This window comes from Embleya scabrispora DSM 41855 (assembly GCF_000372745.1).
Classification (GTDB): domain Bacteria; phylum Actinomycetota; class Actinomycetes; order Streptomycetales; family Streptomycetaceae; genus Embleya; species Embleya scabrispora.
The window spans coordinates 387,861-413,709 of record NZ_KB889561.1 but is presented as its reverse complement, the minus strand read 5'-3'; the positions used below and the strand labels follow the sequence as shown (position 1 = coordinate 413,709).

20 protein-coding genes are annotated in these 25,849 nt (G+C 71.5%); 15 read left to right on the top strand and 5 right to left on the bottom strand.

Features of this window, described 5'->3' with window-relative positions; translation table 11 throughout:
• The first annotated feature begins 184 nt into the window (after positions 1 to 184).
• Complete coding sequence (locus tag A3IC_RS0101710) at positions 185 to 769, top strand: YdeI/OmpD-associated family protein (protein WP_020548331.1); 585 nt, start codon at positions 185 to 187, stop codon at positions 767 to 769.
• Positions 770 to 1,224: 455 nt separating this feature from the next.
• Here the strand turns inward: A3IC_RS0101710 and A3IC_RS0101705 are convergent, their stop codons facing one another.
• Positions 1,225 to 2,121, bottom strand: coding sequence for a D-hexose-6-phosphate mutarotase (locus tag A3IC_RS0101705; RefSeq protein ID WP_026217768.1), 897 nt, complete (start codon positions 2,119 to 2,121; stop codon positions 1,225 to 1,227).
• 173 nt (positions 2,122 to 2,294) lie between these two features.
• Between A3IC_RS0101705 and A3IC_RS0101700 the strand changes: the two genes are divergently transcribed.
• Genes A3IC_RS0101700 through A3IC_RS0101680 form a run of 5 tightly spaced genes read left to right on the top strand, consistent with a single transcriptional unit; the run spans position 2,295 to position 9,622 of the window.
• Positions 2,295 to 2,813 carry a hypothetical protein gene (locus A3IC_RS0101700; protein ID WP_245599114.1) on the top strand — a complete coding sequence of 173 codons (519 nt, stop codon included), beginning with the start codon at positions 2,295 to 2,297 and terminating at the stop codon, positions 2,811 to 2,813.
• On the top strand, positions 2,783 to 4,201 hold the full coding sequence (locus tag A3IC_RS0101695; protein WP_020548328.1) for a hypothetical protein: 1,419 nt from the start codon (positions 2,783 to 2,785) through the stop codon (positions 4,199 to 4,201). Before A3IC_RS0101700 ends, A3IC_RS0101695 begins: the two co-directional genes overlap by 31 nt.
• Positions 4,198 to 5,679, top strand: coding sequence for a VWA domain-containing protein (locus A3IC_RS0101690; protein WP_020548327.1), 1,482 nt, complete (start codon positions 4,198 to 4,200; stop codon positions 5,677 to 5,679). Before A3IC_RS0101695 ends, A3IC_RS0101690 begins: the two co-directional genes overlap by 4 nt.
• A gap of 14 nt (positions 5,680 to 5,693) precedes the next feature.
• Positions 5,694 to 6,806 carry an ATP-binding protein gene (locus tag A3IC_RS0101685; protein WP_020548326.1) on the top strand — a complete coding sequence of 371 codons (1,113 nt, stop codon included), beginning with the start codon at positions 5,694 to 5,696 and terminating at the stop codon, positions 6,804 to 6,806.
• Entirely contained in the window at positions 6,803 to 9,622 is a 2,820-nt protein-coding gene (locus A3IC_RS0101680) for a DUF5682 family protein (RefSeq protein ID WP_020548325.1), read from the top strand. Before A3IC_RS0101685 ends, A3IC_RS0101680 begins: the two co-directional genes overlap by 4 nt.
• A gap of 361 nt (positions 9,623 to 9,983) precedes the next feature.
• On the opposite strand, the gene A3IC_RS0101675 is transcribed toward A3IC_RS0101680, so the two are convergent.
• Complete coding sequence (locus tag A3IC_RS0101675; protein ID WP_020548324.1) at positions 9,984 to 10,571, bottom strand: helix-turn-helix domain-containing protein; 588 nt, start codon at positions 10,569 to 10,571, stop codon at positions 9,984 to 9,986.
• Positions 10,572 to 10,619: 48 nt separating this feature from the next.
• Here A3IC_RS0101675 and A3IC_RS0101670 point away from each other — a divergent pair, with 48 nt between their 5' ends.
• The 3 genes from A3IC_RS0101670 (at position 10,620) to A3IC_RS0101660 (ending at position 14,674) form a co-directional block, all read left to right on the top strand.
• The gene (locus A3IC_RS0101670; protein ID WP_020548323.1) at positions 10,620 to 11,540 is read left to right on the top strand and encodes a class I SAM-dependent methyltransferase; all 921 of its coding nucleotides are present in this window, start codon (positions 10,620 to 10,622) and stop codon (positions 11,538 to 11,540) included.
• A 265-nt stretch (positions 11,541 to 11,805) separates the two neighbouring features.
• Positions 11,806 to 13,287 carry an asparagine synthase (glutamine-hydrolyzing) gene (gene asnB / locus A3IC_RS69935; RefSeq protein ID WP_020548322.1) on the top strand — a complete coding sequence of 494 codons (1,482 nt, stop codon included), beginning with the start codon at positions 11,806 to 11,808 and terminating at the stop codon, positions 13,285 to 13,287.
• Positions 13,226 to 14,674 (top strand): MFS transporter, encoded by a 1,449-nt coding sequence (locus A3IC_RS0101660; RefSeq protein ID WP_020548321.1) that lies wholly within the window; start codon positions 13,226 to 13,228, stop codon positions 14,672 to 14,674. The genes asnB and A3IC_RS0101660 overlap by 62 nt, the downstream gene beginning before the upstream one ends.
• 262 nt (positions 14,675 to 14,936) lie before the next feature.
• Here the strand turns inward: A3IC_RS0101660 and A3IC_RS51955 are convergent, their stop codons facing one another.
• Positions 14,937 to 15,536 (bottom strand): TetR/AcrR family transcriptional regulator, encoded by a 600-nt coding sequence (locus A3IC_RS51955; RefSeq protein WP_040875939.1) that lies wholly within the window; start codon positions 15,534 to 15,536, stop codon positions 14,937 to 14,939.
• Positions 15,537 to 15,781: 245 nt separating this feature from the next.
• Here A3IC_RS51955 and A3IC_RS0101640 point away from each other — a divergent pair, with 245 nt between their 5' ends.
• From A3IC_RS0101640 to A3IC_RS0101625, 4 genes are all read left to right on the top strand, one after another.
• Positions 15,782 to 16,597, top strand: coding sequence for an SDR family NAD(P)-dependent oxidoreductase (locus A3IC_RS0101640; protein WP_020548317.1), 816 nt, complete (start codon positions 15,782 to 15,784; stop codon positions 16,595 to 16,597).
• Positions 16,594 to 17,235 carry an NAD(P)-dependent oxidoreductase gene (locus A3IC_RS0101635; RefSeq protein ID WP_020548316.1) on the top strand — a complete coding sequence of 214 codons (642 nt, stop codon included), beginning with the start codon at positions 16,594 to 16,596 and terminating at the stop codon, positions 17,233 to 17,235. Before A3IC_RS0101640 ends, A3IC_RS0101635 begins: the two co-directional genes overlap by 4 nt.
• Positions 17,236 to 17,438: 203 nt before the next feature.
• Complete coding sequence (locus tag A3IC_RS51950) at positions 17,439 to 19,616, top strand: MMPL family transporter (protein WP_020548315.1); 2,178 nt, start codon at positions 17,439 to 17,441, stop codon at positions 19,614 to 19,616.
• 208 nt (positions 19,617 to 19,824) lie between these two features.
• A complete protein-coding gene (locus A3IC_RS0101625; protein WP_245599113.1) occupies positions 19,825 to 20,373 on the top strand; it encodes a hypothetical protein in 549 nt (182 codons plus the stop codon).
• Positions 20,374 to 20,391: 18 nt separating this feature from the next.
• On the opposite strand, the gene A3IC_RS61690 is transcribed toward A3IC_RS0101625, so the two are convergent.
• Positions 20,392 to 21,186, bottom strand: a complete 795-nt coding sequence (locus A3IC_RS61690) for a hypothetical protein (protein ID WP_020548313.1) — start codon at positions 21,184 to 21,186, stop codon at positions 20,392 to 20,394.
• Positions 21,187 to 21,497: 311 nt separating this feature from the next.
• Between A3IC_RS61690 and A3IC_RS0101615 the strand changes: the two genes are divergently transcribed.
• Entirely contained in the window at positions 21,498 to 21,992 is a 495-nt protein-coding gene (locus tag A3IC_RS0101615) for a peptidylprolyl isomerase (protein WP_040875938.1), read from the top strand.
• A gap of 196 nt (positions 21,993 to 22,188) precedes the next feature.
• Here A3IC_RS0101615 and A3IC_RS0101610 read toward each other — a convergent pair whose 3' ends face one another.
• Entirely contained in the window at positions 22,189 to 23,316 is a 1,128-nt protein-coding gene (locus A3IC_RS0101610) for a uroporphyrinogen-III synthase (RefSeq protein WP_020548311.1), read from the bottom strand.
• Positions 23,317 to 23,506: 190 nt separating this feature from the next.
• Between A3IC_RS0101610 and A3IC_RS0101605 the strand changes: the two genes are divergently transcribed.
• Entirely contained in the window at positions 23,507 to 25,768 is a 2,262-nt protein-coding gene (locus tag A3IC_RS0101605; RefSeq protein WP_079026184.1) for a molybdopterin oxidoreductase family protein, read from the top strand.
• Positions 25,769 to 25,849 lie beyond the last annotated feature (81 nt).

Sequence of the window (25,849 nt, the reverse complement as noted above, 5' to 3'; positions counted from 1 at the left end):
CCCGGACCCCGTCCCGCGACGTCGACCGGCCTCGTACGCGACCCGGCCGTCGCTGCCGAGGGTCGGCGGTCGGGGGTTCCGGTGGACGGCGTTTCGGGCCGCGTGTACAACGTCCTTGTCTCGCTGTTTCGGGCCACCACGGGGGAACGTGGTGGGCGGACCTTTTCGGCCGAAGGAGTCGCGTGTGTCGACGGAACCTGCCTCGAACGAAGCCGAGGTGATCGTCTTCCGGGACGCCGCGGAGTTCGGGGACTGGCTGGAGGCACACGGCGACGAAAAGGTCGCAGTGTGGCTGAAGATCGCGAAGAAGGGATCGGGCATCCCGTCGCCGACCAGTGACGAGGCGGTGGATGTCGGCCTGTGCCACGGTTGGATCTCGGGCCAACGGAAGTCCCACGACGAGGTCTACTACCTCCAGAAGTATGTACCCCGCCGGCCACACAGCCGTTGGTCGCAGGTCAATGTGGCCAAGGTCGAGGAGTTGCTCGCGGCGGGGCGGATGCGGCCGTCCGGCCTGGCCGAGGTCGAGGCCGCGAAAGCCGACGGGAGATGGGCCGCCGCCTACGAGTCGCAGCGCGACGCCACCGTCCCGCCCGACCTCGCCGCGGCGTTGGCGGCGAGCCCGCGGGCGGCGCGGTCGTTCGACGCGCTCGGCAGGACGCGGCGCTACGCCGTGATCCTGACCCTGGTCACGGCACGCACCACCGCGACCCGCGCGGCGCGGCTCGCGCGGGAGATGGCCACGCTCGAAGCGCGCGACGAATCCTGAACCGACCCCGCGCGATTCGGATGTGCGGGCGCGCGGCCGTTCGCTCGGCCCGGCGNGCCNCCNCTCCCGAGCCGGTCGCGGCGACCCGCCGAGTCCGCGGAGCCGGCCCGACCCGACGGCGGGATCGGCGGCACGGGTTTCGGTGAGCGGGAATGATCCGGCGAGGAGGTAGGTTGTTCAGGTGTCGGTGAGGGTGCGCCCCCGGGCCCAACCATTGCCTCCGTGGAATACCGCTCGGCTGGAGCCACGGTGTGCCTTCCGCCGTGAGGCGGCCACCCTCACCGACCTCGACGCCAACGGCGCCGCACACCCTCGCGGCGCGGCGCCGTCTTCGGGTGGCAGGGGATGGCCCCCTACCCGGCCCGATTGCCCGGCCGGGGCCCGCTGCCGTTGCGGAACGAGCGACCCGGGCGCCGAAGAGTGCCGGCATCGCCCCGCCGGCCCGGGTGTGGGGCCTATCCGTCGGCGGCGATCCGAAGCGTCGCGGTCAGGTGCGTGGGTGCCTGCGGATCGCTCACCAGCGGCCGGGAGACGCGGGCGGTCTCCACACAGACGAATTCCCGGTGGCCGTCGTCCGGCACATCGGCCATGGTGCGAGTGAGTTCCGCGCCCGGGTTCCACACCACCACGTCGCTGTGCCCGGCGTGGTGTACCTCGACGATCCGTTTCCCGGAGGGGTCGTGGAGCCGACTGACGTCGTCCGGGCGCGTGTAGATGCGGTCGATCCGCTCCGGGAAGGACAACCCGTTCCCGCCCTGGTCCGGATCGTTGTCCGCGTCCGCCTCGATGTCGAGGACCTTGTCGATGTAGTGCCCGTGCAGACCGGTGACCCGGACACCGTCGAGGTCGCCGACACGCAGGTAGGTGTGCAGCGCGGCGGTGCTCTCGAAGTCGCCGCGGGCCGTCAGCTCGATGCGGCACTCGTTTCGCCCCAGCGTGAAGCGGGCGACCACCTCGAACGCGAACGGCCAGTACGCCCGCGACTCCTCGCCGTCGCGCAGGATCAGGCTCACGTGTGCCGCGTCGTCGTCCTCGCCGGAGTCGAGCAGTGTCCACGGCAGGATGCGGGCGAAGCCGTGGTTCGGGCGACCCGCCGGGCCGAACCACGGCCAGCAGATCGGCACGCCGCCGCGCACCGCCCGCCCCTCCTCGAAAGCGCCGGCATCGCTCAGCCACAACACCGGCTCCGCGCCCTGCGGTTGCCAGGCGAGGAGGTGGGCACCCTGGAGGGCGATCGCGGCACGCACCCGCGGGTGGTCCAGCACGACCACGTCCAGCGCGCCGAGCCGGCGCAGGGACAGGTGGACGCCCAGTCGCCGGACGACGGGAAGGGCGAATACGTCTTCGGACACGTCGTGGCCTCTCGCGTTCGTCGGGGCGCCGCTGCGCACTGAACCCGCCACGATGCCACAGCCGTACCCGCGGATCGGAACCACCCACGCCGACACTGTCGGTGATCGCCGGTACGTTCGGGCCGTCCCGCCGATCCGGTGGGGCGAACCCCCCTGGGCGTAAAGGAGATGGTGTGTTCCCGGATGGAGATGGGAAAGTGTGGGAGGCGTCGAGCACGGCGCGGGTGATCCCACCCGCCCGGCCACGCAAGCTCGCCAAGGTCCCGTTCGTCGAACTGGCCGACGGACGCCTTCAGGGCGTGGTGTCCAGCGGCTCCGACATCGGACGGGTCTACGTCTCGTCGGTCGCGACGCGCGGCTACTCCTTCGCGTGCAGCACCAACAACAACCGGCCCTGCGGCGGCGCCCGCGGCTCGTTCTGCAAGCACATCCAAGCGCTGATCACCGAGGCGGTGCTCCAGTACGGCGCCGAGCGGGTCGCGCGCTATCTGCGCGTCGAGGTCGACGCGGCGGCCGGCGCCCCGGCCATCATCACCACGATGACCGCCACCCGCCCGGCGCAGGCCGACGGCACGGCCGCCGCACCCGTCTTCAGTCGGTTCCTGCGCCACCTCGGCTACCTCGAACTGGTCGCCGACACAACGCCGTTGCCGGAGATGCAATGGTTTCCACCGACCGGGGCGGCGGCCTGATGCGCGCCGATCTGCTCGCCGAACCCGTCCCCGGACTCGACGAAGCCCTCGCGGTGGTCGAAGCGTTCGACCGGACCCTGATCGGCGGCCTGCTCCGACCGCAGCCCACCCAGGCCGCCGCGCTGACCGAACTGGCCGCCGCCGTCGCCGGCACGCCGCTCGCCTCCCTGGTCGCCGAAGCCGTCGAGAAGGCGGCGGTCGGCGCCGCGAGCGAGGACCACCTGCTCGCCCTCGCCGCCGCCCGCACCGCGCTGCTCGGCGCGATCCACGACGCGCTCACCACCCGGGTCGACGAGGCCACCGGCCGAGGCCGTGCCGGGCAACCGGCGGCGAAACCGGGCGCGTTCGAGGCGGTGAACCTGCTCGCCGCGGCGCGTGCCTGGCTCGCCGACCTGGCCCGCGCCGGATGGCAGGGCATCGACCACGACCTGGTCTCCGGGGCGGGGCAGGTCGTCTCCGCAATGCTCCCGGACCCGGCGCTGCGCCGCCCGGCCACGCTGTTGGACGGCTTCGCCGCCGAACTCGCGGCGTGTTGCCCGGGCGCGGCCCTGGAACGCTTCCCGGTGCGCCGCTGGGCCGACCTGTGGTCGCGCGCGATGATGCTGACCCACCCCGGCGCCGGCGGCTCGCCCGCCATGGAGGCCGTGACCGGTCGGTTGCTGCCGTTGGGCGTCGACCTGCACGAGCACGCGACCGCCGTACAGGCCCAGGTCCACGCGGTGTTCGAGCCCGCAGACGGCAGCTCGCCACGTCTGGTGCGGGCGAGCGTCTCGGCACCCAAGCCGGACACGGTCGTCGGCGTCGGCGTATGGCAACTGCTGCGCCCGCACATGTCGTTGCCGGCCGCCGCCGGCGACGGCCGCTCGATGCATCTGACGGACATGCCGATCACCGCCGAGGGCGACCTGATCTGGAGCGACGCGCACGCGCGCCTCGGCGAACCCGCCGACGCCTTCGCCACCGCCCGGGTCGCGCTGCCCGGCGCCGGCGCCGGGGCGATCGCGCCCCTGGACCGGCATCCGGCGGTCATCGCAGTCCCCGTGTTCCTGGAGGACTACGCGGTACAACGAGACGACGGCCGGCTCGCGTTCACGGTCGCCGGACAGCGCCTCCCCGTCGACGCGGACCGCATACCCTCGGCCGGCCCGCTCACTCCCGACGCCGTCGCGACGTCGAGCGCGTGCATCGGCCTGTTGCGCTGGGACGCGGGCAGCTTCCGGGTCCAGCCGCTCGCTGTCGAGACCGTCGTGAAGAAGAAGACCGTCGCGATCCACGCCGGCGCCTGGGCCGGCGGTACGGCCGACAAGCCGGCCGTCAAAGCCGAGCAGGCCGCCACCGAAGCCGTGCGGGTGTTGCGCGAGCGCGCCGGAAAGTTGCTGCGCACATGATCGACCCGAGCACGAAATCCACCACGGCATCCAACACGGCATCCGCCACGGAACCCACCGGCAAGCCCGTCGCCCAGCTCGTCACCCAGCCGGTTGCCGAGCCGGTCGCCGACGAGAACCGTCGCCAGGTCCTGTACTGGCGACTCTTGGCCCGTCTGTTCGACCCCGAAGAGCAGCCGAGCCTCGAATCGGCGAGCCTGGCCGTCGTCGAGGACATCGGCCTGCCGCCCGCGCTGCTCGACCCGCAGGCATCCGTCGACGCGATCGTGCAGCGGCACCCCGAACTGGCCGCCGAGTTCGACGGCCTGATGGTGCCCGAACCGGATCCGGACGGACGCGATCGGGCCGCCGAGGTGCGCCGCGCCGCGATGGTGTCGAAGGTGCTGCTCAACGTCCTGAGCACCGGATCCGGCACGGTCAGCGCCGGGCAGTTGTCCCGGTGGCAGTCGGACGCCGGGTGGCTGGAGCGGGCGTTCGGCTGCAAGCCCGGCGAACTGCGCGGCGGTCGCCCGGGGGCCGCGGGCCGAGGCGCCGCGCGGACCGGCTCCGGCGGCGGCGCCGGGACACCCGATCTCGGCACGCTGATTCCGACGATCGGCCCGGAACTGGCCGCCATCGAGGCGGACCTGGTCAAACGTATGCACCTGCGCGAAGTGCTCGCCGACTCCAGGCTCGCGGCACAGCTGACCCCCAGCATGTCGCTGATCGAGCAACTCCTGCGGGACAAGGACAACCTGTCCGGCGTCGCCCTGGCCAATGCCAAGGACCTGATCCGCCGCTTCGTCGACGAGGTCGCCGAGGTGTTGCGGACCCAACTGGCCAAGGCCAGTGTCGGCACCCTGGACCGCTCGATCCCGCCCAAACGGGTCTTCCGCAACCTGGACATCGACCGCACGATCTGGAAGAACCTCACCAACTGGAGCCCCGACGAGGAGCGGCTGTACGTCGACCGCCTCTTCTACCGGCACACCGTCCGCAAGACCACACCCTCGCGGCTGATCGTGGTCGTGGACCAGTCGGGCTCGATGGTCGACTCGATGGTCAACTGCACCATCCTGGCGTCGATCTTCGCCGGACTGCCCAAGGTGGACGTACATCTGATCGCCTACGACACGCAGGCCATCGACCTCACCCCGTGGGTACACGACCCGTTCGAAACCCTGCTGCGCACCCAACTCGGCGGCGGTACCGACGGCACGGTCGCGATGGCACTGGCCCGACCCAAGATCGCCGAGCCGCGCAACACCGTCGTGGTGTGGATCTCCGACTTCTACGAATGGCACACCGATCGACTGTTCGACAGCATGGCCGCCGTGCACCGTTCCGGGGCCAGGTTCATTCCGGTCGGCTCGGTGACCAGCTCCGGCCGCGGCAGTGTCAACCCCTGGTTCCGCGAACGCTTCAAGGACCTGGGCACACCGGTGATCTCCGGCCACATCCGCAAGCTCGTCCACGAACTCAAGACGTTCCTCGCCTAGAAAGGCCCCATCACATGTCCGACCTGTTGCGCGCGCCCGCCGAGCTCAAGTACGCCGAGGAACTGGACTGGCTGGAGTCCGTCGACGACGGCCCCAAGCCCTTCACCTGGCGGTTGTCCCCGAAGATGGTGCGACTGTTCGTGCTGGGTTCCGAGCGCTCGGACGGTCTCGACCGGGAGATCGCCCAGAAGTGGTTCGGTGACCGCAGCATCGTCGAGCGTGCCATCGTCACACTGGCCTCCGACCGCGGCCTGCTGCTCATCGGCGACCCCGGGACCGGGAAGAGCTGGCTGGCCGAACTGCTGGCCGCCGCGATCTGCCGCAACTCCACGTTGGTGGTGCAGGGTACGGCCGGCACCACCGAGGACCACATCAAGTACTCGTGGAACGTGTCCATGGTGATCGCCAAGGGCCAGTCACGCGAGTCGATGATTCCCTCGCCGATCATGACCGCGATGGAGTCCGGCGCGATCGGCCGATTCGAGGAGCTCACCCGCTCCACCAGCGACGTACAGGACGCGCTGATCTCCATCCTGTCCGAGAAGTACGTCTCGGTGCCGGAACTGGACAGCGATGCCATCGTGTTCGCCAAGCCGGGCTTCTCCGTCATCGCCACCGCCAACAGCCGCGACCGCGGCGTCAACGACCTGTCCTCCGCACTCAAGCGCCGCTTCAACTTCGTCCGCATCCCGGTGGTGACCAACAAGAAGAGCGAGGCGGAGATCGTCCGCTTCCGCACCGAGGAACTGCTGCGCCGGCACCAAATCGAGTTGGAGGTGCCGCCGACGCTGCTGGACGTACTCCTGCAGAGCTTCGCCGACCTGCGCGCCGCGGCTGCGGCGGCCGGCAGCGACGACGAGAAACTGGAGTCGTCGTTGTCCACCGCCGAACAGATCGGCGTCCTGGAGGACGCCATCCTGCACGGCAACTTCTTCGGCGACCGTGCGCTGACCGCCCACACCCTCGCCTCCTCCCTGGTCGGATCGCTGGCCCGCCGCGAACCCGAGGACCTGGCCATCATCAACAAGTACCTGCACGGCGTGGTCGAGCCGCGCGGCAAGGACGAGGGCGGGCACTGGCCGGAGTTCCTGGAGGGCGGTCGCACGGCGATCGCCGCCCTGTCGTGAACGGCCCGCACGAGGGCGCGTTCGACGCGCTGCGCGGTCAACTCCAAGACGCGGCGGCGACATTCGCCGACGGCCCGGACGCGCTCGCGGACATCCTGCTCGGCATCGTCGACGACGTCGACCGCGCGGCCCGCGAACCCCTGGAGATCTTCCCGGTCTGCCACCACTCGCCCGCCTCGGCGATCGCGATGGCCCGGAGGCTGCGCGCGAAGCAGCCGAAGGTGATCTACCTCGAACTGTGCGAGGACATGGCGCCGCTGCTGGCCGAGCTGCGCAACTGCACGCTCCCGGTGGCCGTACAGGCGTTCGCGTCCGAGATCGACGGCTTCCCGATCGAATGGGCACCGCTGTCGGTGGTCGCGCCGATCACCGAGGCATCGGCCGAATACCAGGCGATCGCTTACGCGTTGGACACCCCCGGCGTCGAACTGGTGCTGGTCGACCGCTCCTCGGACCACGTCTACCAGTGGGAACCGCACGGCGGGGCCGGCGGCGAGCCGGTCGATCCGGACGCGCCGCCGGCCGAGGAGGAAAGCGCGCTGCACGGCGACGCGATCGGCCTGGAGATCGGCGACCTGCGTCCGCGCTTCGCCGAATTGGAGGAGCACCTGCTGCGGCACGGACGGGTGCGGCACTGGTCGGAATGGTGGCACCAGTACGTCGAACTCCCGCTCGGCGACTGCGACCACGACACCTACCGGCAGGTCATGGTGCTGATCGGCAGCCTGTTCCGACGGCTGGCACCGGGCGATCCGCAGCGGGTGCGCGTGGACGAGGACCGCGAGCGCTACATGTGGACCCGGATGCGCGAACACCTCACCGCCACCGGCACCGATCCCGCGGACTGCCTCTACGTCTGCGGCGCCTTCCACGCGGCCGCCCGGGTCGCGGAGTTCGGCATCGACGGCACGGACACCTACGAGATCGGCCCGCGTACCGCGACCACGTGGCAGCACGGGCTGATCCCCTCCAGCCACGCCGCGATCGAGGCGCAGTTCGGCCTCGCGGCCGGCTCGGTGTCGATCGCCGCGACGGTGTGGGCGAAGAACCTGAAGCGCACCGGCGTGCGGCCGTTCCGGCTGATCGGCCAGGCGGGCACCAAGAAGGCCGCGAAGCCGAGGAAGAACGCGCACACCCCACCGCCGGTACCGGTGCCGGCCGCGCCGAACACGCCGGCCGACGACAAGCTGTCCGGGTTCCTGGGCCGTCCGCCGGTGCTCGACCGGCTGGACGAGGACGAACTGCTCGGCTGGTCGGTGGAGGTGGTGCGGGCCGCGCGCCGCAACGGCTATCTCGCCTCCACGGCCGATGCCATCGCGGTGTTCGAGACGTCGATCCTGCTGGCCGGGATGCGCGACCGGGCCAAACCCACGCCGTACGACTTCCAGGACGCGGCGGTCACCTGCATCGAGAAGGACGTGGTGCCGGGCCGGCGCGACGTGCGCCGCCTGGTCGAGATCATGATGGGCGGCGACCGGATCGGCAAGGTCGGCTACGATGCCCTGCCGCCGCTGGCCCGCGACGTGCACGACCGGCTGGCACCGCTCGGGCTGAACCTGGAACAGCGGGGTGTGCGCAGGGCGTTGCTGGACATCGCGGCCCGGCCGGAGCTGGCGCGCTGCTCCGACGTGTTGTGGATGTTGCGCTATCTGATGCCACCCGGTACAGCCCGGCCGATCATGGGCGAGCGGCGGCTCGGCGAGCGACCGATCCAGGAGTCGTGGGACCTGGCGCTGGGCACCCAGCAGCGCGCGCTGATCGAACTCGGCTACGAGGGCGTCAGCATCGAACAGGTGCTGGAACAGCGGTTGCGACGCGTCGCCTACGGTCCGCACGCCACTGCGGCGACCGTCCTGGAGGCCGTCGAGGACGCGACCCTGTACCTGCGCGGCGGCCGACTCGCCGAGGAACTGGGCACCCGGGCACTGGAGGTGCTCGCCACCGAGCGCAGCGTCGACGGCGCGCCGGAAGTGCTGCGCCGAGTACGGCGGTTGCTGGCGTACTACCGAACCAATGAACCGGTTCTCCCGGCCTGGATCGAGTCGTTCGTCAAGACCGGATACGCGCACTACTGCACGCTCCTGCCGACCGCGTTCACCGACGAGGACGCCGGCGTGCGCCAGGTCGCGGCGATGCTGGGCTTCCTGTTCGGCATGGAGAGCCTGGCGCTGTCGCTGGGCTGCGACCGGACCCAGTTGGAGTTGGCGGTCGCGCAGTCGCATCCGGACGAGCCCGCGAAGGTCGCGCTGCTGTGGGCGGCCCAGGTGCAGCTCGGCCGGCTGTCCCGGGCGGACCTGCGCGGGCGCTGCGACGAGCTGCTGGGCAACCCGCTGGTGTTGCCCGCCTATCCGCAGTACCTCAGCGGATTCGTGCACGCGCTGGAACCGGTGCCGGGGTTGACCGACTTCGTCGTGGAGGCGGTGTCCAACGCATTCGCCCGGCTGCCCGACCCGGTGCTGCTGCCGTGGTTGCCGACCCTGATCGGCACGTTGCGATCCGGCGGTGCCGAACTCGCCCCGCTGCTGATCCGCGAGGCGGGGCGGATCTTCCCGGGCCGGCTCGCGGCATTGGACGCCTGGATGCCGCCGTGGCTGGCCCCGCCCCGGCCGGAATCGCGTCCGACCGACGGCCGTTCGCGCGGCGGCCTCGGCCTCGCGCTGCTCGCGACCCATCCGGCCGCGTGCGACGCGGTGGCGGGCCTGCTGGGCTGCGAGGATCCGTGGACGACGGCGGAGATCGGCTCGCCGGGCGCGGCCCTGGTCGAGCGGCACCCGGACACGGCCACGGCGCTGGCCGCCCTGCTCGCCGACGCGTGACCCTTACCGGGCGGCGGCGCCCCGGACCGCCGCCGCCCGGACGGGAACCTCCGCCCGCGGCGGGGTCGGCGACGGGCAGGCCGCGCAGGACGTGCTCGATCGCGCCGGCGAGGGCCCAGGCCGGGCCACCCGGCCTGCCGTGCGCGCACAGCCAGGCGCCGGCGCGGTCACCGGCCGAGGTCGGCCGCTCCAGGGCCGCGCGCTGTTCGGGCGAGATCGGGGTGTCGGCGGCCATGGGGGAGTCGCCGGTCGGCGGGACGTGGTTGCTCATGCCCGGCGAACGAGCGACCACCTCGACAGGTCGCTGTCGTGGTGGCGAGCGGCCCGGGCGGTAGGCCGAGTGGTGGAGCGACGGCCGGGCTCACGAGTGCGCGGCCGGGCCCGGTGGGAGGTGGGAGCGTTCCCCGTTGTGGTCGAGGATGATCAGGATCTCCACGGGCCCGCCGTGGGCCCCGACGCAGTGCGGGGTCATCGTGGAGAACTCGGCCGCGTCGCCGGCTTGGATCAGCAGGACCCGCTCACCCAGTTCCAGTCGGGCCGTGCCGGACAGGACCGTGAACCACTCGCGGCCGGGATGCACCTTCAGGTGTTCGACACCGGTCGGCCGGTCGGGCGTGATCCGCAGCTTCGCCACGGTGACCCCGTGCAGCGAGCGCTCGCCGGACAGGAGCCAACTGGTCATGCCCTCGGTGTGGCACGCCTGCGCCCGGATCACCACGTCCTCGTCGTCGGCGGACTCGACGAGGTGGTCGAGGGTGGTGTCCAGGGCCCGGGCGATGGCGACCAGTTGGTCCAGGGCGATCCGGCGGTGCCCGGTTTCGATCCGGCTCAGGTTGGACGGACTCAGATGGCAGCGGGCGGCGAGGGTGTCCAGGGACCAACCACGGGCGAGGCGCAACCCGCGGATGCGGTGGCGGACGACGTTGTCGAGCCCCAATTCTTGCGTCATAGGCAAGAGTGTATGTGTACGACGCACGAGTGCGCCTACCGTGGGGCCATGGCAACGCACTCTCAGCCCCATGGGCAGGACCGGCACGCACAACACCACCCGCGCCGGCACGAACACCGACACGGCGGCGGCGCTGCCGCACCGCACGGCGACCTGGACCGGCCCCACGACGAATCGGGTTGGGCCGACATGCTGGACCTGGACGCCGAGGTGTTCGGGCCGCTTTTGGACGAGCTGACCGACTGGGTCCGTCGCCATGCCCCCGAGGCGCCGCGCCGGATCGCCGACGTGGGTGCGGGCACCGGGACCGGGAGCCTGGCGCTGGCCCGACGATTCGAGGGCGCGGAGATCGTCGCGATCGACCGCTCGGCGGTGCTGCTCGACCGGCTGCGCGCGGCGGCGCCCGGCGCCGGACTCGCGGCCGAGCGGCTGCGCGTCGTGCAGGCCGACCTGGACGTCGCCTGGCCGTCGATCGAGCCCGTGGACGTCGCGTGGGCGGCCTCGTCGCTCCACCACTTCGCCGACCCCGACCACCGGCTTCGCGACATCCACGCGGCGCTGAACCCCGGTGGCGTGCTGGCGGTCGTCGAGATGGACGCGCTGCCGCGCTTCCTGCCCGACGACCTCGGCATCGGCCGGCCCGGTCTGGAGGCACGCTGCCACGAGGTCGCCGCGCAGGCGGGTGCGAACGCACACCCCGACTGGCGGCCGCATCTGGAGCGGGCCGGTTTCGCGACCATCGCCCAACACACCTTCACGGTTGAGGCGAGTCCGGCGCCGCCGGGCGCGGGGCGCTACGCGCGCGCCCTGCTGGGGCGCTTCCGCGCGGCGTTCGCCGACCGGTTGGCCGCCGACGACCTCGATACCCTCGACCACCTGTTGGCGGACGAGCGCCCCGAGGCTCTGCTGAACCGCCGCAACCTGACGATGCGCAACACCCGGACGGCCTGGGCGGCCCGACGGCGCTGACCCCAAGGGGCCCACCGGATCCTCGGCACCGAGCGGTGGCCGGCCGACGAGGTTTCGGCGCGGCGGTGGTCTGGCTTCGTCGCGCGGTCGGACCGACCTGCCGGTGATGGCCGCCCTGCCGCCGGTGCCCGGGGAATCGGCGTTCCTGCGCCGGAACCGGAGTCGACTCGCGCCCGACGACTCGGATACCTGCGCACGCGTCGGCGGTGTCCGCACCCCGAATCGGTGCGGTGAGTGCGCCTCTTCCCCCGATCGAAGGAAACGTATGTGCGGCATCACCGGCTGGGTGTCCTTCGAGCACGACGCCCGCCCGCGGCGCGCGGTCCTCGACGCGATGACCGCGACGCTGGCACGGCGTGGTCCGGACGCGGGCGATGGCTGGGTGGACGGCCACGCGGCCCTGGGACACCGGCGGTTGGCCGTGCTCGACGTGGAGGGCGGCGGGCAGCCGATGCTCGACCGGGACGACGAGCCCCAGGTGGTGCTGAGTTACAGCGGCGAGGTGTACAACCACCACGAACTGCGGGCCGAACTACGGCGCGCGGGGCACCGGTTCCGTACCCGCAGCGACACCGAGACGGTGCTCCGCACCTACCTGGAATGGGGGGAGGGTTGCGTCGATCGGTTCGAGGGCATGTATGCGTTCGCCATCTGGGACGTCCGTCGTGCCTGCCTGCTGCTGGTCCGGGACCGGCTCGGCGTCAAACCGCTCCACTGGGCGTTTGTCGAAGGCGGGATCGCCTTCGCCTCCGAGCCCAAGGCCCTGTTCGCGCACCCCGAGATCGACCCGATCGTGGACGCGGACGGGCTGCGCGCCGCGTACGGCCTGCTCTTCGACACCGGGCCGACCGTCTGGGCCGGGATACGCGAGGTCGAGCCCGGCTCGGTCCTTCGCTTCGGTCGCGACGGCATTCGCGAAACCGCCTACTGGCAACTGGCGATACGCCCGCACGAGGACGATCGCGCAACCACTGTGGAGCGTGTCGGGGAACTGGTCGGGCGGGCCTGCCGCAGCCAACTGGAAGCGGACGTGCCGGTGTGCAGCCTGCTGTCGGGCGGCTTGGACTCCACCGTCGTCACCGCCCTGCTCGCCGACGAACTGCGGCTGCGCGAGGGCCCCGAAGCGCGGATCCGCTCCTACGCCGTCGACTACACCGACCAGGCCGAATCGTTCACCGCCGATGTGCTGCGCACCGGGCACGACACGCCGCACGCGGATCGTGACCCTGGGCCAGGGATCGACCGAAACCTCGACCGCACCGGTCCGACCGACCTCGCCGACACGCTCGCGGGCGACCTGTCCGGCGGACAGCGCCAACGGGCCTGGATCGCGATGGTGTTGGCCCGGCAGACCCCGATCGTGCTTCCGGGCGAGCCGACCACCTTCCTCGACATCGCCCACCAATACGACCTGTTGGAGTTGTGCGCCGAGTTGAACGCCGAGGGCCGCACCGTCGTGGCCGTGTTGCACGACCTCGACCAGGCCGCCCGCTTCGCCGCGAACCTGGTGGTCATGAAGGCCGGCCGGGTCGTCGCCGAGGGCCCGCCGGCACCGCGACCGTGGCCTGAGGCCCGACCGGGACGGCCGAGCATCCTCAATGTGCAATCCATCGGTTGCGCATGCCCGTGTCGACGTGCAACTCTGAGGTTGCATTTGGTGGCTATGGCGACAGAGGGGTGCTCCCATGAGCGACGGCCGGATCGAACGCACGGGAAACGATGGGAACCACGCCGGCGGCACCGGTGACCCGGTGCCGCCGGCAACGATCGAGGGCAGACAGCGGTGGGTGTTGGCGGTCCTGCTCGGTACCGGCTTCATGCTGTCCGTCGACTTCTCGATCCTCAACGTCGCGCTCCCGCAGGTCGGTGCCGGCGTGGGACTGGAATCGACCGAACTCCCTTGGATCACCTCCGCATACGCGTTGCCCGCGGCCGGTCTCACCCTGCTGTTCGGTCGGATGGCGGATCTGTTCGGCCGACGCAGACTGTTCTTGTCCGGAATGGCCCTGCTGACCGCCGCGTCGTTGCTCGGCGGCTTCGCGAGCAACGCGGAGATGCTCCTGGGTGCCCGTGTGCTTCAGGGCGTCGCCACCGCGATGGCGACGCCCGCGGCCATGTCGCTGCTCACGAGCACGTTCGCCGAAGGCGCGTTGCGCGACCGGGTGCTCGGCCTCAACGGCGCACTGCTCTCCGCCGGTTTCACCGTCGGCGCGCTGGTCGGCGGCACGCTCGTCAGCCTGTTGAGCTGGCGGGCCGCGTTCTTCGTCAACGTCCCGATCGCCGTGGCCATCCTGCTGGTCACGCCGTCCCTGATCGCCGAGAGCAGCCTGCCCGATCGGGTGCGGCTGGACCTGCCCGGCGCGGTGACGGTGACCGGCGGCCTGCTGGCCGGGATCTACGCGATCATCGAGAAGGACATCGTCGCGGCGGTGGTCGGCGTGCTCCTGTTGGCCGCGTTTCGGTTGATCGAGCTGCGCTCGCCCGCGCCGCTGGCGCCGGTGCGGATCCTCAGCCGGCCCACGGTGAAGTGGGGCAACCTCGCCGGGTTCGTGGTCTTCACCATGGAGACGGCGATGATCTTCCTGACCACCCTCTACCTCCAGCACACCCTGGGCTTCTCGCCGTTGACCACCGGCCTGATCTTCGGCATACCGGGCCTGGCCGCGGTGGCCGCCGGTGTGCTCGCCGGTCGTGCCATCGGCCGCCTCGGCAGCCGCACGGTCCTGACCGTGGGCCTGTCCGTGCAGGGCCTGGCGACCCTTCCGCTGGTGTTCCTCGGCGCCGATCGACTGGCGCTCCTGGTGCTGATCCCCGCGCTGTTCGTCGGATTCTTCGGACACGTGAGCGCCATCGTCGCGTACACGGTGACCGGGACATCGGGTCTGGCCGACGACGAACAGGGCCTGGCCACGGGCCTGACCTCGATGACCCAGCAGGTGGCCATCACGGTCGGCATCCCGATCCTGAGCTCGGTCGCCACGACCCAGGGCGCCGAACTCCACGGCATCCACCTCGCGTTGGGCGTGGACGTGGTGGTCACCCTCGCGGCGGTGGCGCTGATTCACTTCGGTCTGCGCCCGCGCGAGACGCCCGGCTCGGCAGTCGTACCGCCCGCGAGGGCCGTCGACGCGTGAACGGTCCGCCGTCCATGGGGGCGGCGGACCGTTCGGCGCGCCGCCGGACCTGGTTGGGGGGCAAGTCTCCGGCGGCACCGGCGAATGTATCCGTCCGCACCGACATGGCCGACGCGCTCGGTGTCGGCGGGGCGGTCGGTGAACCGGGAGGCCGGTGACCCGGGCGGTCGGCGAACCGGCGCCGGTGACGGGGGCCGACGACCCGGGCACCGGCTACCCGGGGCCGGGCTTTGCCGCGTCCGGTGTCCGCTCGGTCTGTGGCTCAGGCGCTCGCCGCCGTGTACACGGCCGTGACGGCGGTTGCCACCAGGTCGGTCACCACCGCCGGCTCCCGGGTGGGATCGCGGCGAGCCAGGCCGTCGTAGGTCTCGAAGCCGGTGAGCTGCCATATGACGTCGATCGTGTCGTCGGCGGTCGTCTCCGCATGGGCGCCCAGCAGCGTGGTCAGCGCGGTGCGGCGCATGTCGTCTCGCTCGCGCAACAACCGGTCGAGGTCCGAGTCCAGCACGGCCATGCCCCGCAGTCTGCGGATCACGACCGGATCCGAGGCCCAGAAGCGGCAGAAACTCTCGGTGAATCGGCGTAGCGCCGTAACGGGATCGGCAGCGGCGAAGGCCGGAGGCAGGTCGATGTCCGCCCGGGTGGCCAGCGAGTCGAACAGGGCTTCCAGGAGGCCGGACTTGGAGCCGAAGGCGTTGTAGATCGTCTGCCGTGACACATCCGCCGCCTTGGCGATGGCGTCCACCGAGATCTGGGTGGGTTTCGGGGCCGCCAGCAGCGCGCGGGCGGCCGCCAGAATCCGCTGCCGAGTGTCCTCGGCGGCGGATTGGCGCTTGTCGGACTTGTACACGCGCGGACTCACGCGGCTTGCCCCTTCCATCGTTTTGGATTTACTGTCTGTCCATTGAATTCTACGCGACCCACCGGATCGCGCCCACCCCGGCCTGCCCGGAAGCGCTTGTGAGCCGGGCCGCGTCCGACTTCGACCGGTGGCAATCGGTCGCGGCCGGGTCACCGATCCGGCCTCGACCCGCCGTCTTCCACATCCGCTCACCCGACCTCACGACCTCACGACCCATTCGCTCAGCCTCGACACAGGAGTGCACCATGTCCACCCAACAACCGCTCGACGGCCGCGTCGCGATCGTGACCGGTGCGAGCCGCGGCATCGGTGCCGCCACCGCCCGCGCCCTGCACCGTGCCGGAGCGGCGGTCGTCCTCGCCGCCCGTGACGCCGACGCGCTGCACACGCTGGCCGCCGAGATCGAAGCAGACGGCGGTCGCGCCCTCGCCGTGCCCACCGACGTCACCGACGCCGCCGCCGTCGAACGCATGGTCGACGCGACGCTGGACCGCTTCGGGCACCTCGACGCGGCGGTCAACAACGCGGCAGGCGGCGGTCACTCGCCCACGCCGCTCGCCGAAGTGGACATCGCCGACTTCGACAGCGCCCTGGCCGTCAACCTGCGCGGTGTCTTTTTGGCCATGAAGTACGAGATCCCCGCCATGCTCGACTGGGGCGCGGGCACCATCGTCAACATGTCCTCCACCGCCGGACTCCAGGCGGTCGGCGGACTGACCGGCTACGTCTCGGCCAAGTTCGGGCTGATCGGCCTCACCCGGACCGCCGCGCTCGACTACGCCGACAGGGGCATCCGGGTCAACGCGCTCGCCCCCGGACCCATCCACACCGAACAACTGGAGGCCGCCGGCGAACAGGCCCGGCAGGCCGCCGCACAGGCCATGCCGATGCGGCGAATCGGCCTCCCGGAGGAGGTCGCGGCGGCGGTGGTGTGGCTGTGCTCGGACGAGTCGTCCTTCATCACCGGCGCCACGCTGCCGATCGACGGCGGCAAGCTCGCCGGCTCGCCGCCCTTCCGCCGGCCCACCGGTGGTGGGCGACCGAACCCGACCGCGACGTGAACCTGCTCGTCGTGGGCGCGGCCGGCGGTACGGGAGCCCGCCTGGTCGGGCAGGCCCTGGTCGCCGGCCACCACGTCACCGCCCTCGCCCGACACCCCGAACGCATCACCACGCGCCACGAACGACTGCGCGTCGTGGCCGGCGACGCACTGGATCAAGCCACGATCGACGTCGTACTGCCCGGCCACACCGCCGTGCTCAGCGCACTGGGCGCCACCACCCGGGCGCGCACCACGATCTACTCGCAGGGCACGACCAATCTGCGCCGATCGATGACCGCCGCGGGCGTGCGACGCCTGGTCTGCCTCTCCTCCGGTGCCCTGGACTCGGGCGTCGGTACGCCGGCGGCCCAACGCCTGGTCACCCGCCTGATCATCCGGCCGTTGCACCGCCACGCCTACGCCGACATGCAGCGCATGGAGGACGACCTCGCCGCCGACGACCGGGTCGACTGGACCGTCGTGCGGGCCCCCATGCTCACCAACGGGCCGCACACCGGCGCGTATCGATTCACCCATGACGGGGACCGCGCGCTGGACCGGCCGACGCAGATCTCCCGCGCCGACCTCGCCGACTTCATCCTCGGCCACCTCGACGACCACGCCCTCTTCGGGCGTCGCGTCTCGCTCTCGTACTGACACCGCCGAACCACCGACACCGCCGAACCGCGTCCCCGCCTCGCTCTGCCCTGCCCTCTCTCGCCCTGCCCCGACGGGGCCGCCGGCGATCGATCGGTGCCGCCCTGCGCGCCTTATGGCTCGGTAACCCACTCGTGCGCAGCCCACCCCACCCCTGACCCACCCCACCCCTGACCCACCCAGTCGATCCATGAGGAAAGACCATGCCGACAACCCGGGCGGCGATCCCGCCCTCCGCCCCGCCCCGGCCGCCCGCGCGCGGATGGGAGCGCTACGCCCGTCTCGTCGCGGGCCGCCGCTCCAAGTGGGCCGTCCTGGCGATCTGGGTCGTGCTGATAGCCGTCGGCGGATCACTCGCCGCGAAGATCGGTTCGGTCCAGGACAACGACCCGCAGACCTGGTTGCCCACGAACGCCCAGTCCACCAAGGCCATGGACGTCGGCGAGAAGCACTTCGCCGACAAGAACGTCAGCACCGCCGTCGTCGTCTACGCCCGCGAGAGCGGCCTCACCGACGCCGACCTGGCCAAGGTCGCCGGCGACCGCACCGCGCTCACCACGAAGGGCGCCGCCGCCGCGGATGTGCCCGTGCCGGTCGTCGCCGACGACCACAAGGCCGTGTTCCTGAGCGTTCCACTGCGCACCTCCAAGAACGACAACACCGTGCTCGGCGACGGTGTCCACGACCTGCGCGACCTCGCCCGGGAGAACGCGCCGAGCGGACTCGACGTCAGGATCACCGGCCAGGCGGGCAACATCGCCGACTTCATCGACGTCTACTCCGGGATGGACGTCGCCCTCCTCGGCGCGACCCTCGGCCTGGTCGCACTGCTCCTGCTGATCACCTACCGCAGTCCGGTCCTGTGGCTGATTCCGCTGGTGTCCGTGGCGCTGGGCGCGCAGATCGCGAACGGGGTCGTCTACCTGCTCGCCAAGCACGCCGGATTGTTGGTCAACGGGCAGAGCGCTTACGTACTGACCGTCCTGGTCCTGGGGGTGGGCACCGACTACGCGCTGCTGCTGGTCGCCCGCTACCGCGAGGAGTTGCGCCGCCACGAGGACCGGCACGAGGCGATGACGCAGGCGCTGATCAGGTGCCTGCCGGCGATCACCGCGTCCGCGCTCACCGTGATCGCGGCCACGCTGTGCCTGGTGTTCGGCAGCATGAACTCCACCCGGGGACTCGGCCCGGTCGTGGCCATCGGGGTCGCGGTGGTCTCCCTGGCGATGACCTCGCTGCTGCCGGCCCTGCTGGTGATCCTGGGCCGCTGGACGTTCTGGCCCTTCGTCCCGCGGTACGCGCCCGACGCCGTCGCTTCCGCCCGCGGCGGTGGCGGGTTGTGGGCCAAGGTCGCCCACCTGGTGGGACGTTCGCCGCGGCTGCTCTGGATCGGCACCGCCCTGGTCCTGGGCGCGCTCGCGCTCGGTGCCGGTGCGATCGGCACCGGCCAGACCCAGGCGGAGCAGTTCACCAAGGAGGTCGACTCGGTCGGCGGCCAACGACTGCTGGCCGCGCACTTCCCGGCGGGATCCGCGGCGCCGGCCGACGTCTACGTGCCCAGTGGTGGAACCGCGACCGCGCTGTCCGTGCTCGACGGCGTGCCGGGGGTCCTGTCCGCCACCGTCGACCGGTCCGCCGCGGGCTGGACCCACCTGGACGTCGTCCTGGCCGACGCCCCCGACACCCGGTCGGCCCGGCGTACCGTGCAGCGGATGCGCGCCACCCTCGACCGCGCACCCGGAGCCGCCGCCGATGCCGTGGTCGGCGGACAGAGCGCGGTCGCCCTCGACACCTCCGACGCCCAGGGCAGCGAGGAGAAACTGCTCATCCCGCTGGTGCTGGGCATCGTGCTGATCATGCTCGTGGTGCTGCTGCGGGCGCTGGTCGCACCGATCGTGCTGCTGCTGTCGGTCGTGCTCTCCTACGCCGCCGCGGTCGGCGCCGCCGTTCTGGTCTTCCGTGCCCTCGACCATCCGCGTATCGACCGCGGTTTGTTGCTCTTCGGCTTCCTCTTCCTGGTCGCGCTCGGCATCGACTACACCGTGTTCCTGATGACCCGCGCCCGGGAGGAGGTCCGCCGGCAAGGACACCGCGAGGGCATGCTGACCGCGCTGACCGTCACGGGCGGGGTGATCACCTCGGCGGGGATCGTGCTCGCCGCCACCTTCGCGGTGCTCACCGTCATCCCCACGGTCACTTCACTGCAACAGGGCCTCCTGGTGGCCATCGGCGTGCTTCTGGACACCTTCCTGGTCCGCAGCCTGCTCGTGCCCGCACTCGCCCTCGACATCGGCCCGCGGATCTGGCGCCCGGGCCGGCCGGAGAAGCAGCCGGACCGAACGACGCGCGTGCGCGCGGACCATGTCCGGGGAGCCGGATGACCTGTCCGGGCGCGGAACAGGCCGCGGAGACGCACGACGTGCGCGGGTGACGAACGGCCGGCGGTCTCGCTTCCGAGACCGCCGGCCCTCGCGCGTTCGGCGGCGTGACGGGTCGGTTCGGGTATCGCCGCCCGAGGCGGTCGCGAGACCCGACGTTGGGACGCGCCTGGCGCCCGCGCGGCGGCACCGTCCTCGCTACGCTGCCCGTATGGCGGTTGACGGGGGCGTGGGAGACGGCGGTACGGCGGGATCGGGGAGCGACACCGGGGCCGGAGGCGGTGATGGTGCCGGAACCGGGGCGGACGGTGGGGGCGCGCCGCGACTGGGGTCCGGTGACGGGTTCGCCAAGGTGTGCCACAGCGTCGGGCTGGCGATGCTGCTCATGTCCGAGTTCTGGCGATCGACGATGGAGGGTTTGAGGTCCGGAACCCGGCAGCCACCGGACAACCTCCGCTCGGTGCTCGAATTCGCCGCGTCGTTGGCCGATGACGGTTGGCACCGCGGCGCGGCCGACCTGTACGAGTCGGTGTCGTTCGGACAGGAGCGGGCGGCGCTGTGGGCGGCGGTCTGCTGCGCCCTGGTCGTGCGCCTCAACAGGCACGGCTCCGCGGAGCTGCAGGTGGCCCTGTCCTACGTCTCCGCGGCCTATTGCGCGTTGGCTTCCCTCACCGCCGCCTACTACTTCGCGTCGGGTCCGCTCGTGTTCGCCGCACTCGCGATCGGGTTCGGCGTCATGCACACGGCGACCCGCAACTGAGCCGACGGGCGCGGTGTTTCATCGGCGCGGATAGGTGGCGCAGACCAGGGTGCTGTCGGAGCGCGCGACCCAGTACCAGTAGTAGGTACGGTCGTTGGCCGCCCGCGCGCAGGCTCCGGCCCGCACGTTGCTCGGCGCGCGATATACGCCCGTGACGACCAGGAGCGAGTCGAAGCCGGACGGGATTCGCTGCGCGCCGCAATCGACCCAGGTGAACAGGTTGGCGGAATAGCGCGGCGCATCCCCGGTGCCGCCCTCGCGTGAGACGAGGAAGCACTGGCCTTGACGGAACTGCCTTTCCAGGCACAGCTCTACGGTGCCGTACCGCCAGTCGGTGATGCCGGGATCGATCGTGGGACAGTTCGTGGCGTTGACACCGACCACCCGTACGAAGGCGGAATCGGCGTCGCAGTCCACCGCGCGCGGCGTGTCGGTGTTCCATCCGCTGCCGCGCTCGGTGCCGGTCTGCCACGCGTTGAGGCAGACCCCCTTCCGCGCCACGGCGGTGAACGCGTCCGCCCGCGGATCGCGTACCGGAGTCGGCGTGTCCTTTTCGGGACGGGTGTCCGGTGCGGTGGTGGTACGCCCCGGCGTGCGGCGCGGATCCGACGGTAATCCGCGCACCGCCGTCTCACCGGTGGGCAGGCCGCCCGTGGGCAGCCCCCGGGTGGCCGCCGTCAGCCCGGCCGGGGAGCGCCCGTCGTCGCCGTCGTCCTCCAGTACGTGCGGCAGCACCAGCACCGCGAACAGCACCGCGGCCAGCAGCAGCACCAGGTTTCCGTGCCGATTTCCGTCTTCCGTGACCCCCGTCATGACCCGCATCGTACGGATCGGGGCGGCATCCCGACAGGACTTGGGCAGGAAGCCGTCATGGGTGTGATGCCTGCGATGCGCGGGGTGCCTGGGGCACGCGGGGCGTCGGAGCGTGGGACCGGGCGGGGAGCGGGATCGGTGCGGGCGACACGCCGGGCCCACGCGGGCCGGGCACCCGGCCGATCGTTGGCGAGCGGGGTGGCATGCGGGGTGGTGTCAGGGGTGGTGTTCGAGGTGTGGAGGGTGCCGGTGGGGTGGGACGGGGAAGCCCGGGACGGGCGGGCCTGTGCGAGTAGGGCAGGATGGACACCATGAGCAACGTCTACTTCGACATCAGCATCGACGATGTCCCTCAGGGTCGCATCGTCTTCTCCCTCTTCGACGAGGTCGTCCCGAAGACCGCCCAGAACTTCCGTGAACTCGCGACGGGCCAGCACGGCTTCGGCTACGCCGGTTCGCCGTTCCACCGGGTGATCCCGGAGTTCATGCTCCAGGGTGGCGACTTCACCCGCGGCAACGGCACGGGTGGGAAGAGCATCTTCGGCGAGAAGTTCGCCGACGAGAACTTCACGCTCAAGCACGACCGTCCGTACCTGCTGTCGATGGCGAACGCTGGCAAGAACACCAACGGCTCGCAGTTCTTCATCACCACCGCCGTCACCTCGTGGCTCGACGGCAAGCACGTCGTCTTCGGCGAGGTCGTCGAGGGCAAGGAGCTGGTCGACCGGATCGAGGCGCTGGGTTCGCGCTCCGGTGAGACCAAGGGCAAGATCGTGGTCGCCGCCTCGGGCATCGTCAAGGACTGACCGACCACCCACGCCACACCGGCGAAACGCGGCCCGACCCACGTCGGGCACGTCCGCACCTTCCTTGTGCCCCGGATGACGGGCGCCCGGCCCGATCGACGGATCCGAGCCCGCCCTTTCCCGGCCGCACGAGAACGGGCCCGGTCCCGCCGCCGAACGCGGCGGAACCGGGCCCCGGGCGCCGCCCGGGATCGCGTCAGCCGGCCACGGCCAGGCGGTAGCCGCGCTTCGTGACGGTTTTGATCAGGCCCTTGTGCGGGCCGAGCGAGGTGCGCAGGCGGGCCACGGCGGCCTCGACCGCGTGCTCGTCCGCGGAAGCGTCACGCCAGACCCGGCGCAGGAGTTCGGCTCGACTGAGCACCCAGCCCGGTCGTTCGGCGAGCGCGCGCAGGACCGCGGCCGAGACCGGGGACAACGAGATCACGCCACCCTGCACCAGGACCGCGCTGCCCTGCAGGATCAGGCGATCCGTACCGGTATCCAACTCCCGTCGGACCCGGCCGGGCAGCGTCTCGGTGACCGTACGCACGAGCGAGCCGAGTCGCCCTCGTTCCGGCCACACCGCGTCCACACCTTCGTCGGTCAGCGGTTTGGCGCAGATCCCGCCTATGCACACAGGCAGCACACTCGTCCGCAGCGCGGTCAACACCTCCTCGTGCCGCCCCAGTTCGTCGGCGGCCTGGAGAAACGCGCCGATCGCGGGTGCGCTGGTGAAGGTGAGCGCGTGCAGCTCGTGTCGGGTCACCTGGTCGACCAGGCGGCGTACCGCGAGCGGATCCTCCGGCGGTCCCCACCGATACACGGGCAGTTCGATCACCTCGGCGCCGCGCTCGCGCAGGATCGAGGCGAACCCCTGGAGCGGTGCGCCGTGTTCCTGGAGCGCTATCCGACGGCCCCGCAGATCCCGGGCGAGCAACCAGTGCAGAAGCTCGTCGTTGGCCTCCGAGCCCGGCGAGTACGTCTCGCGCAACCCCGACGCCCGAACCGCCCCGGTGGCCTTGGGACCGCGACTGATCACCGTCGCGGCCTCGCAGGCCCGTCGCAGCTCGGCCGATCGTCCCCAACCCTCGGCCGCGTTCATCCAACCGCGCCAGCCCACGCCGGTCGTCGCGACCACGTAGTCCAGCGGTTCGACCAGGCAGCGCTCGGTGGCGAGACGCAGTACGTGGTCCTCGCGCAGCGGAATGATGCTGAGCGTGGCGGTGCCCACGACCTTCGCGCCGCGGCGTTCGAGCAGGGCGACCAGTTCGTCGCGGCGCCGGGCGGCCGTGACGCCGACCGTGAGCCCGACGAGGGGTTCGGCGGCGTTTGTCCGAGTAACCATGTGAAGAGGGTGGAGGGCCGGCGTTACGGGGGTGTTGCGGCTTGATCACCCCGGGGTTAGGTCTTCGTCTCTCGTGGGGCTCTTCGGTGTCACTGTTCTCACGGTCGACGCCCGGCCCGGTGAGACAGCCGTACCGCCGGCGCAACATCACAGACCAGGCGGCGTAACCGTAGCTCGCCACGCTACCGACATGACGACGCACGCCGGGACCACGACGACGGACACCCATTGCCCGTACTGCTCACTGCAGTGCGGGATGGGCTTGCGGGCCGAGCGGGGTTCAGGGCCCGGGATCGACTCGGATGCCTCGAAGGATCCAGGTGCTCCGGGTGATCGGGATGTCTCGGTCGAGGTCGTCGAGCGGCCCGGGTTTCCGGTCAATCGTGGTGCGTTGTGCGGCAAGGGACAGAGTGCGGCGGAGGTGTTGCGCCGCGGGGTACGGCTGACCGCGCCGCTGGTGCGCGGTGTCGACGGGGTGCTGCGCGAGGCCGGCTGGGACGACGCGTTGGATCGGGTCGCGGCCGGATTGGCGGCGGCCGGTCGGGCGTATGGGCGAGACGCCGTCGGGGTGTTCGGCGGGGGCGGACTGACCAACGAGAAGGCGTATCTGTTGGGGAAGTTCGCGCGGGTGGTGCTGCGGACGGCGAACATCGACTACAACGGCCGGTTCTGTATGTCCTCGGCGGCGGCCGCGGGCAAGGCGGCCTTCGGGGTCGATCGCGGGTTGCCGTTTCCCATGGAGGACATCGCGCGGACCGGTTGCGTGATCCTGGTCGGAGCCAATCCGGCGGACACGATGCCGCCGGCGCTGCGCTACTTCACCGACATGCGCGCGGCCGGCGGGCGATTGGTGGTCGTGGACCCGCGCCGGACCCGGACGGCGGCCCAGGCGGATCTGCACCTTCAGCCGGTACCGGGTACGGACCTGGCGCTCGCGCTGGGCCTGCTGCACCTGCTGATCGCCGACGGGCATGTGGACGAGGAGTTCGTGGCGGCCCGCACGGTCGGCTTCGACGCGGCGCGGGCGACGGCCATGGCGCACTGGCCGGAGCGCGTCGAGCGCATCACCGGAGTACCGGTGGAGGCGATGCGGGAGGCGATCCGGATGTTCGTGTCGGCGCCGGCGGCCATGGTGCTGACGGCCCGCGGGCCGGAGCAGCAGAGCAAGGGCGTGGACACGGTCGGGGCGTGGATCGATCTGTGCCTGGCAGCGGGCAAGGCCGGGCGTCCGCTGTCCGGCTACGGCTGCCTGACCGGCCAGGGCAACGGGCAGGGCGGACGCGAACACGGCCAGAAGGCCGACCAGCTGCCGGGCTACCGGATGATCACGGATCCGGCGGCGCGGGCACACGTGGCGGAGGTCTGGGGCGTGGACGCGGATTCGCTGCCGGGGCCCGGGCGTTCCGCGTACGAACTCTTGATCTCCTGCGGCGAGGAGATCCGCGCGCTGTTCGTGATGGGCTCGAACCCGGTGGTGTCCGCGCCGAACGCGGCGCACGTGCAGACCCGGCTCGCGGCGTTGGACTTCCTGGTGGTGGCGGACGTGGTGCTGTCCGAGACGGCGGCACTGGCCGATGTCGTGTTGCCCAGTGCCCAGTGGGCCGAGGAGAACGGCACCATGACCAACCTGGAGGGCAGGGTGATCCTGCGTCAGGCGGCGCTTCCGGTGCCGGACGGCGTGCGCACGGACCTGTTCACGCTGAACGCGCTCGCCCGGCGGCTGGGCGTCGAGCGTGGCTTCGCGACGGATGCGGAGGAGGTGTTCGACGAACTGCGCCGAGCGTCGGCGGGCGGGGCGGCGGATTACGCGGGCATCACCTACGACCGCATCCGGGCCGAGGACGGGGTGTTCTGGCCCTGCCCGGACGTGGCCCACCCGGGTACACCGCGGCTGTTCCTGGACCGCTTCGCAACGCCGGACGGAAGGGCGCGCTTCGCAGCGCCGACGCACCGGGCGGCGGCCGAGGAGCCGGACGCGGAGTATCCGCTGTATCTGACGACGGGTCGGGTCCTGAGCCAGTACCAGAGCGGCGCCCAGACCCGCCGCGTCCCGACCCTGAACCGCGCTGCGTCCGGCCCGTTCGTGGAACTGCATCCGGACCTGGCGGAGCGGATGGGGGTGGGTGAGGGGGATCCGGTCGCGGTCACGAGCCGTCGAGGACGCGCGGTCGCGCCGGCGAGGCTTTCCCGGGAGATCCGGCCGGACACGGTGTTCATGCCGTTCCACTGGGCGGGCGAGGGGCGGGCGAACTCGGTGACGAACGCGGCTCTGGACCCGGTGTCGAGGATGCCGGAGTTCAAGGTGTGCGCGGTCCGGCTCGAACGGGTCGCGAAGGTCGAGTCGGCGGCGGGGGAGGGCCGGGCCATCGCCTCGGATGGGGTCGATGGCGCGGGTTTCGGTTTCGGCGGGGGTGCCGGTGTCGATGCGGCTGTGGGAGTGGGGGGCCGGTGACGGCGCGCTGTCGGTGGGGGTCGGGTGGAGCGGTGCTCGGCGATGCGAGCACTGCTCGCGCAAAGTCGCGCAGTCGGATGT

What these genes read in the sequence shown, in the direction of transcription:
- A3IC_RS0101640 (WP_020548317.1), top strand. Translation starts at nt 15,782, where the DNA reads ATGTCCACCCAACAACCGCTCGACGGCCGCGTCGCGATCGTGACCGGT.
- asnB (WP_020548322.1), top strand. Translation starts at nt 11,806, where the DNA reads ATGTGCGGCATCACCGGCTGGGTGTCCTTCGAGCACGACGCCCGCCCG.
- A3IC_RS0101660 (WP_020548321.1), top strand. Translation starts at nt 13,226, where the DNA reads ATGAGCGACGGCCGGATCGAACGCACGGGAAACGATGGGAACCACGCC.
- A3IC_RS0101695 (WP_020548328.1), top strand. Translation starts at nt 2,783, where the DNA reads ATGGTTTCCACCGACCGGGGCGGCGGCCTGATGCGCGCCGATCTGCTC.
- A3IC_RS0101610 (WP_020548311.1), bottom strand. Translation starts at nt 23,316, where the DNA reads ATGGTTACTCGGACAAACGCCGCCGAACCCCTCGTCGGGCTCACGGTC.
- A3IC_RS0101605 (WP_079026184.1), top strand. Translation starts at nt 23,507, where the DNA reads ATGACGACGCACGCCGGGACCACGACGACGGACACCCATTGCCCGTAC.
- A3IC_RS0101625 (WP_245599113.1), top strand. Translation starts at nt 19,825, where the DNA reads ATGGCGGTTGACGGGGGCGTGGGAGACGGCGGTACGGCGGGATCGGGG.
- A3IC_RS61690 (WP_020548313.1), bottom strand. Translation starts at nt 21,186, where the DNA reads ATGACGGGGGTCACGGAAGACGGAAATCGGCACGGAAACCTGGTGCTG.
- A3IC_RS51950 (WP_020548315.1), top strand. Translation starts at nt 17,439, where the DNA reads ATGCCGACAACCCGGGCGGCGATCCCGCCCTCCGCCCCGCCCCGGCCG.
- A3IC_RS0101675 (WP_020548324.1), bottom strand. Translation starts at nt 10,571, where the DNA reads ATGACGCAAGAATTGGGGCTCGACAACGTCGTCCGCCACCGCATCCGC.
- A3IC_RS0101670 (WP_020548323.1), top strand. Translation starts at nt 10,620, where the DNA reads ATGGCAACGCACTCTCAGCCCCATGGGCAGGACCGGCACGCACAACAC.
- A3IC_RS0101690 (WP_020548327.1), top strand. Translation starts at nt 4,198, where the DNA reads ATGATCGACCCGAGCACGAAATCCACCACGGCATCCAACACGGCATCC.
- A3IC_RS0101685 (WP_020548326.1), top strand. Translation starts at nt 5,694, where the DNA reads ATGTCCGACCTGTTGCGCGCGCCCGCCGAGCTCAAGTACGCCGAGGAA.
- A3IC_RS0101615 (WP_040875938.1), top strand. Translation starts at nt 21,498, where the DNA reads ATGAGCAACGTCTACTTCGACATCAGCATCGACGATGTCCCTCAGGGT.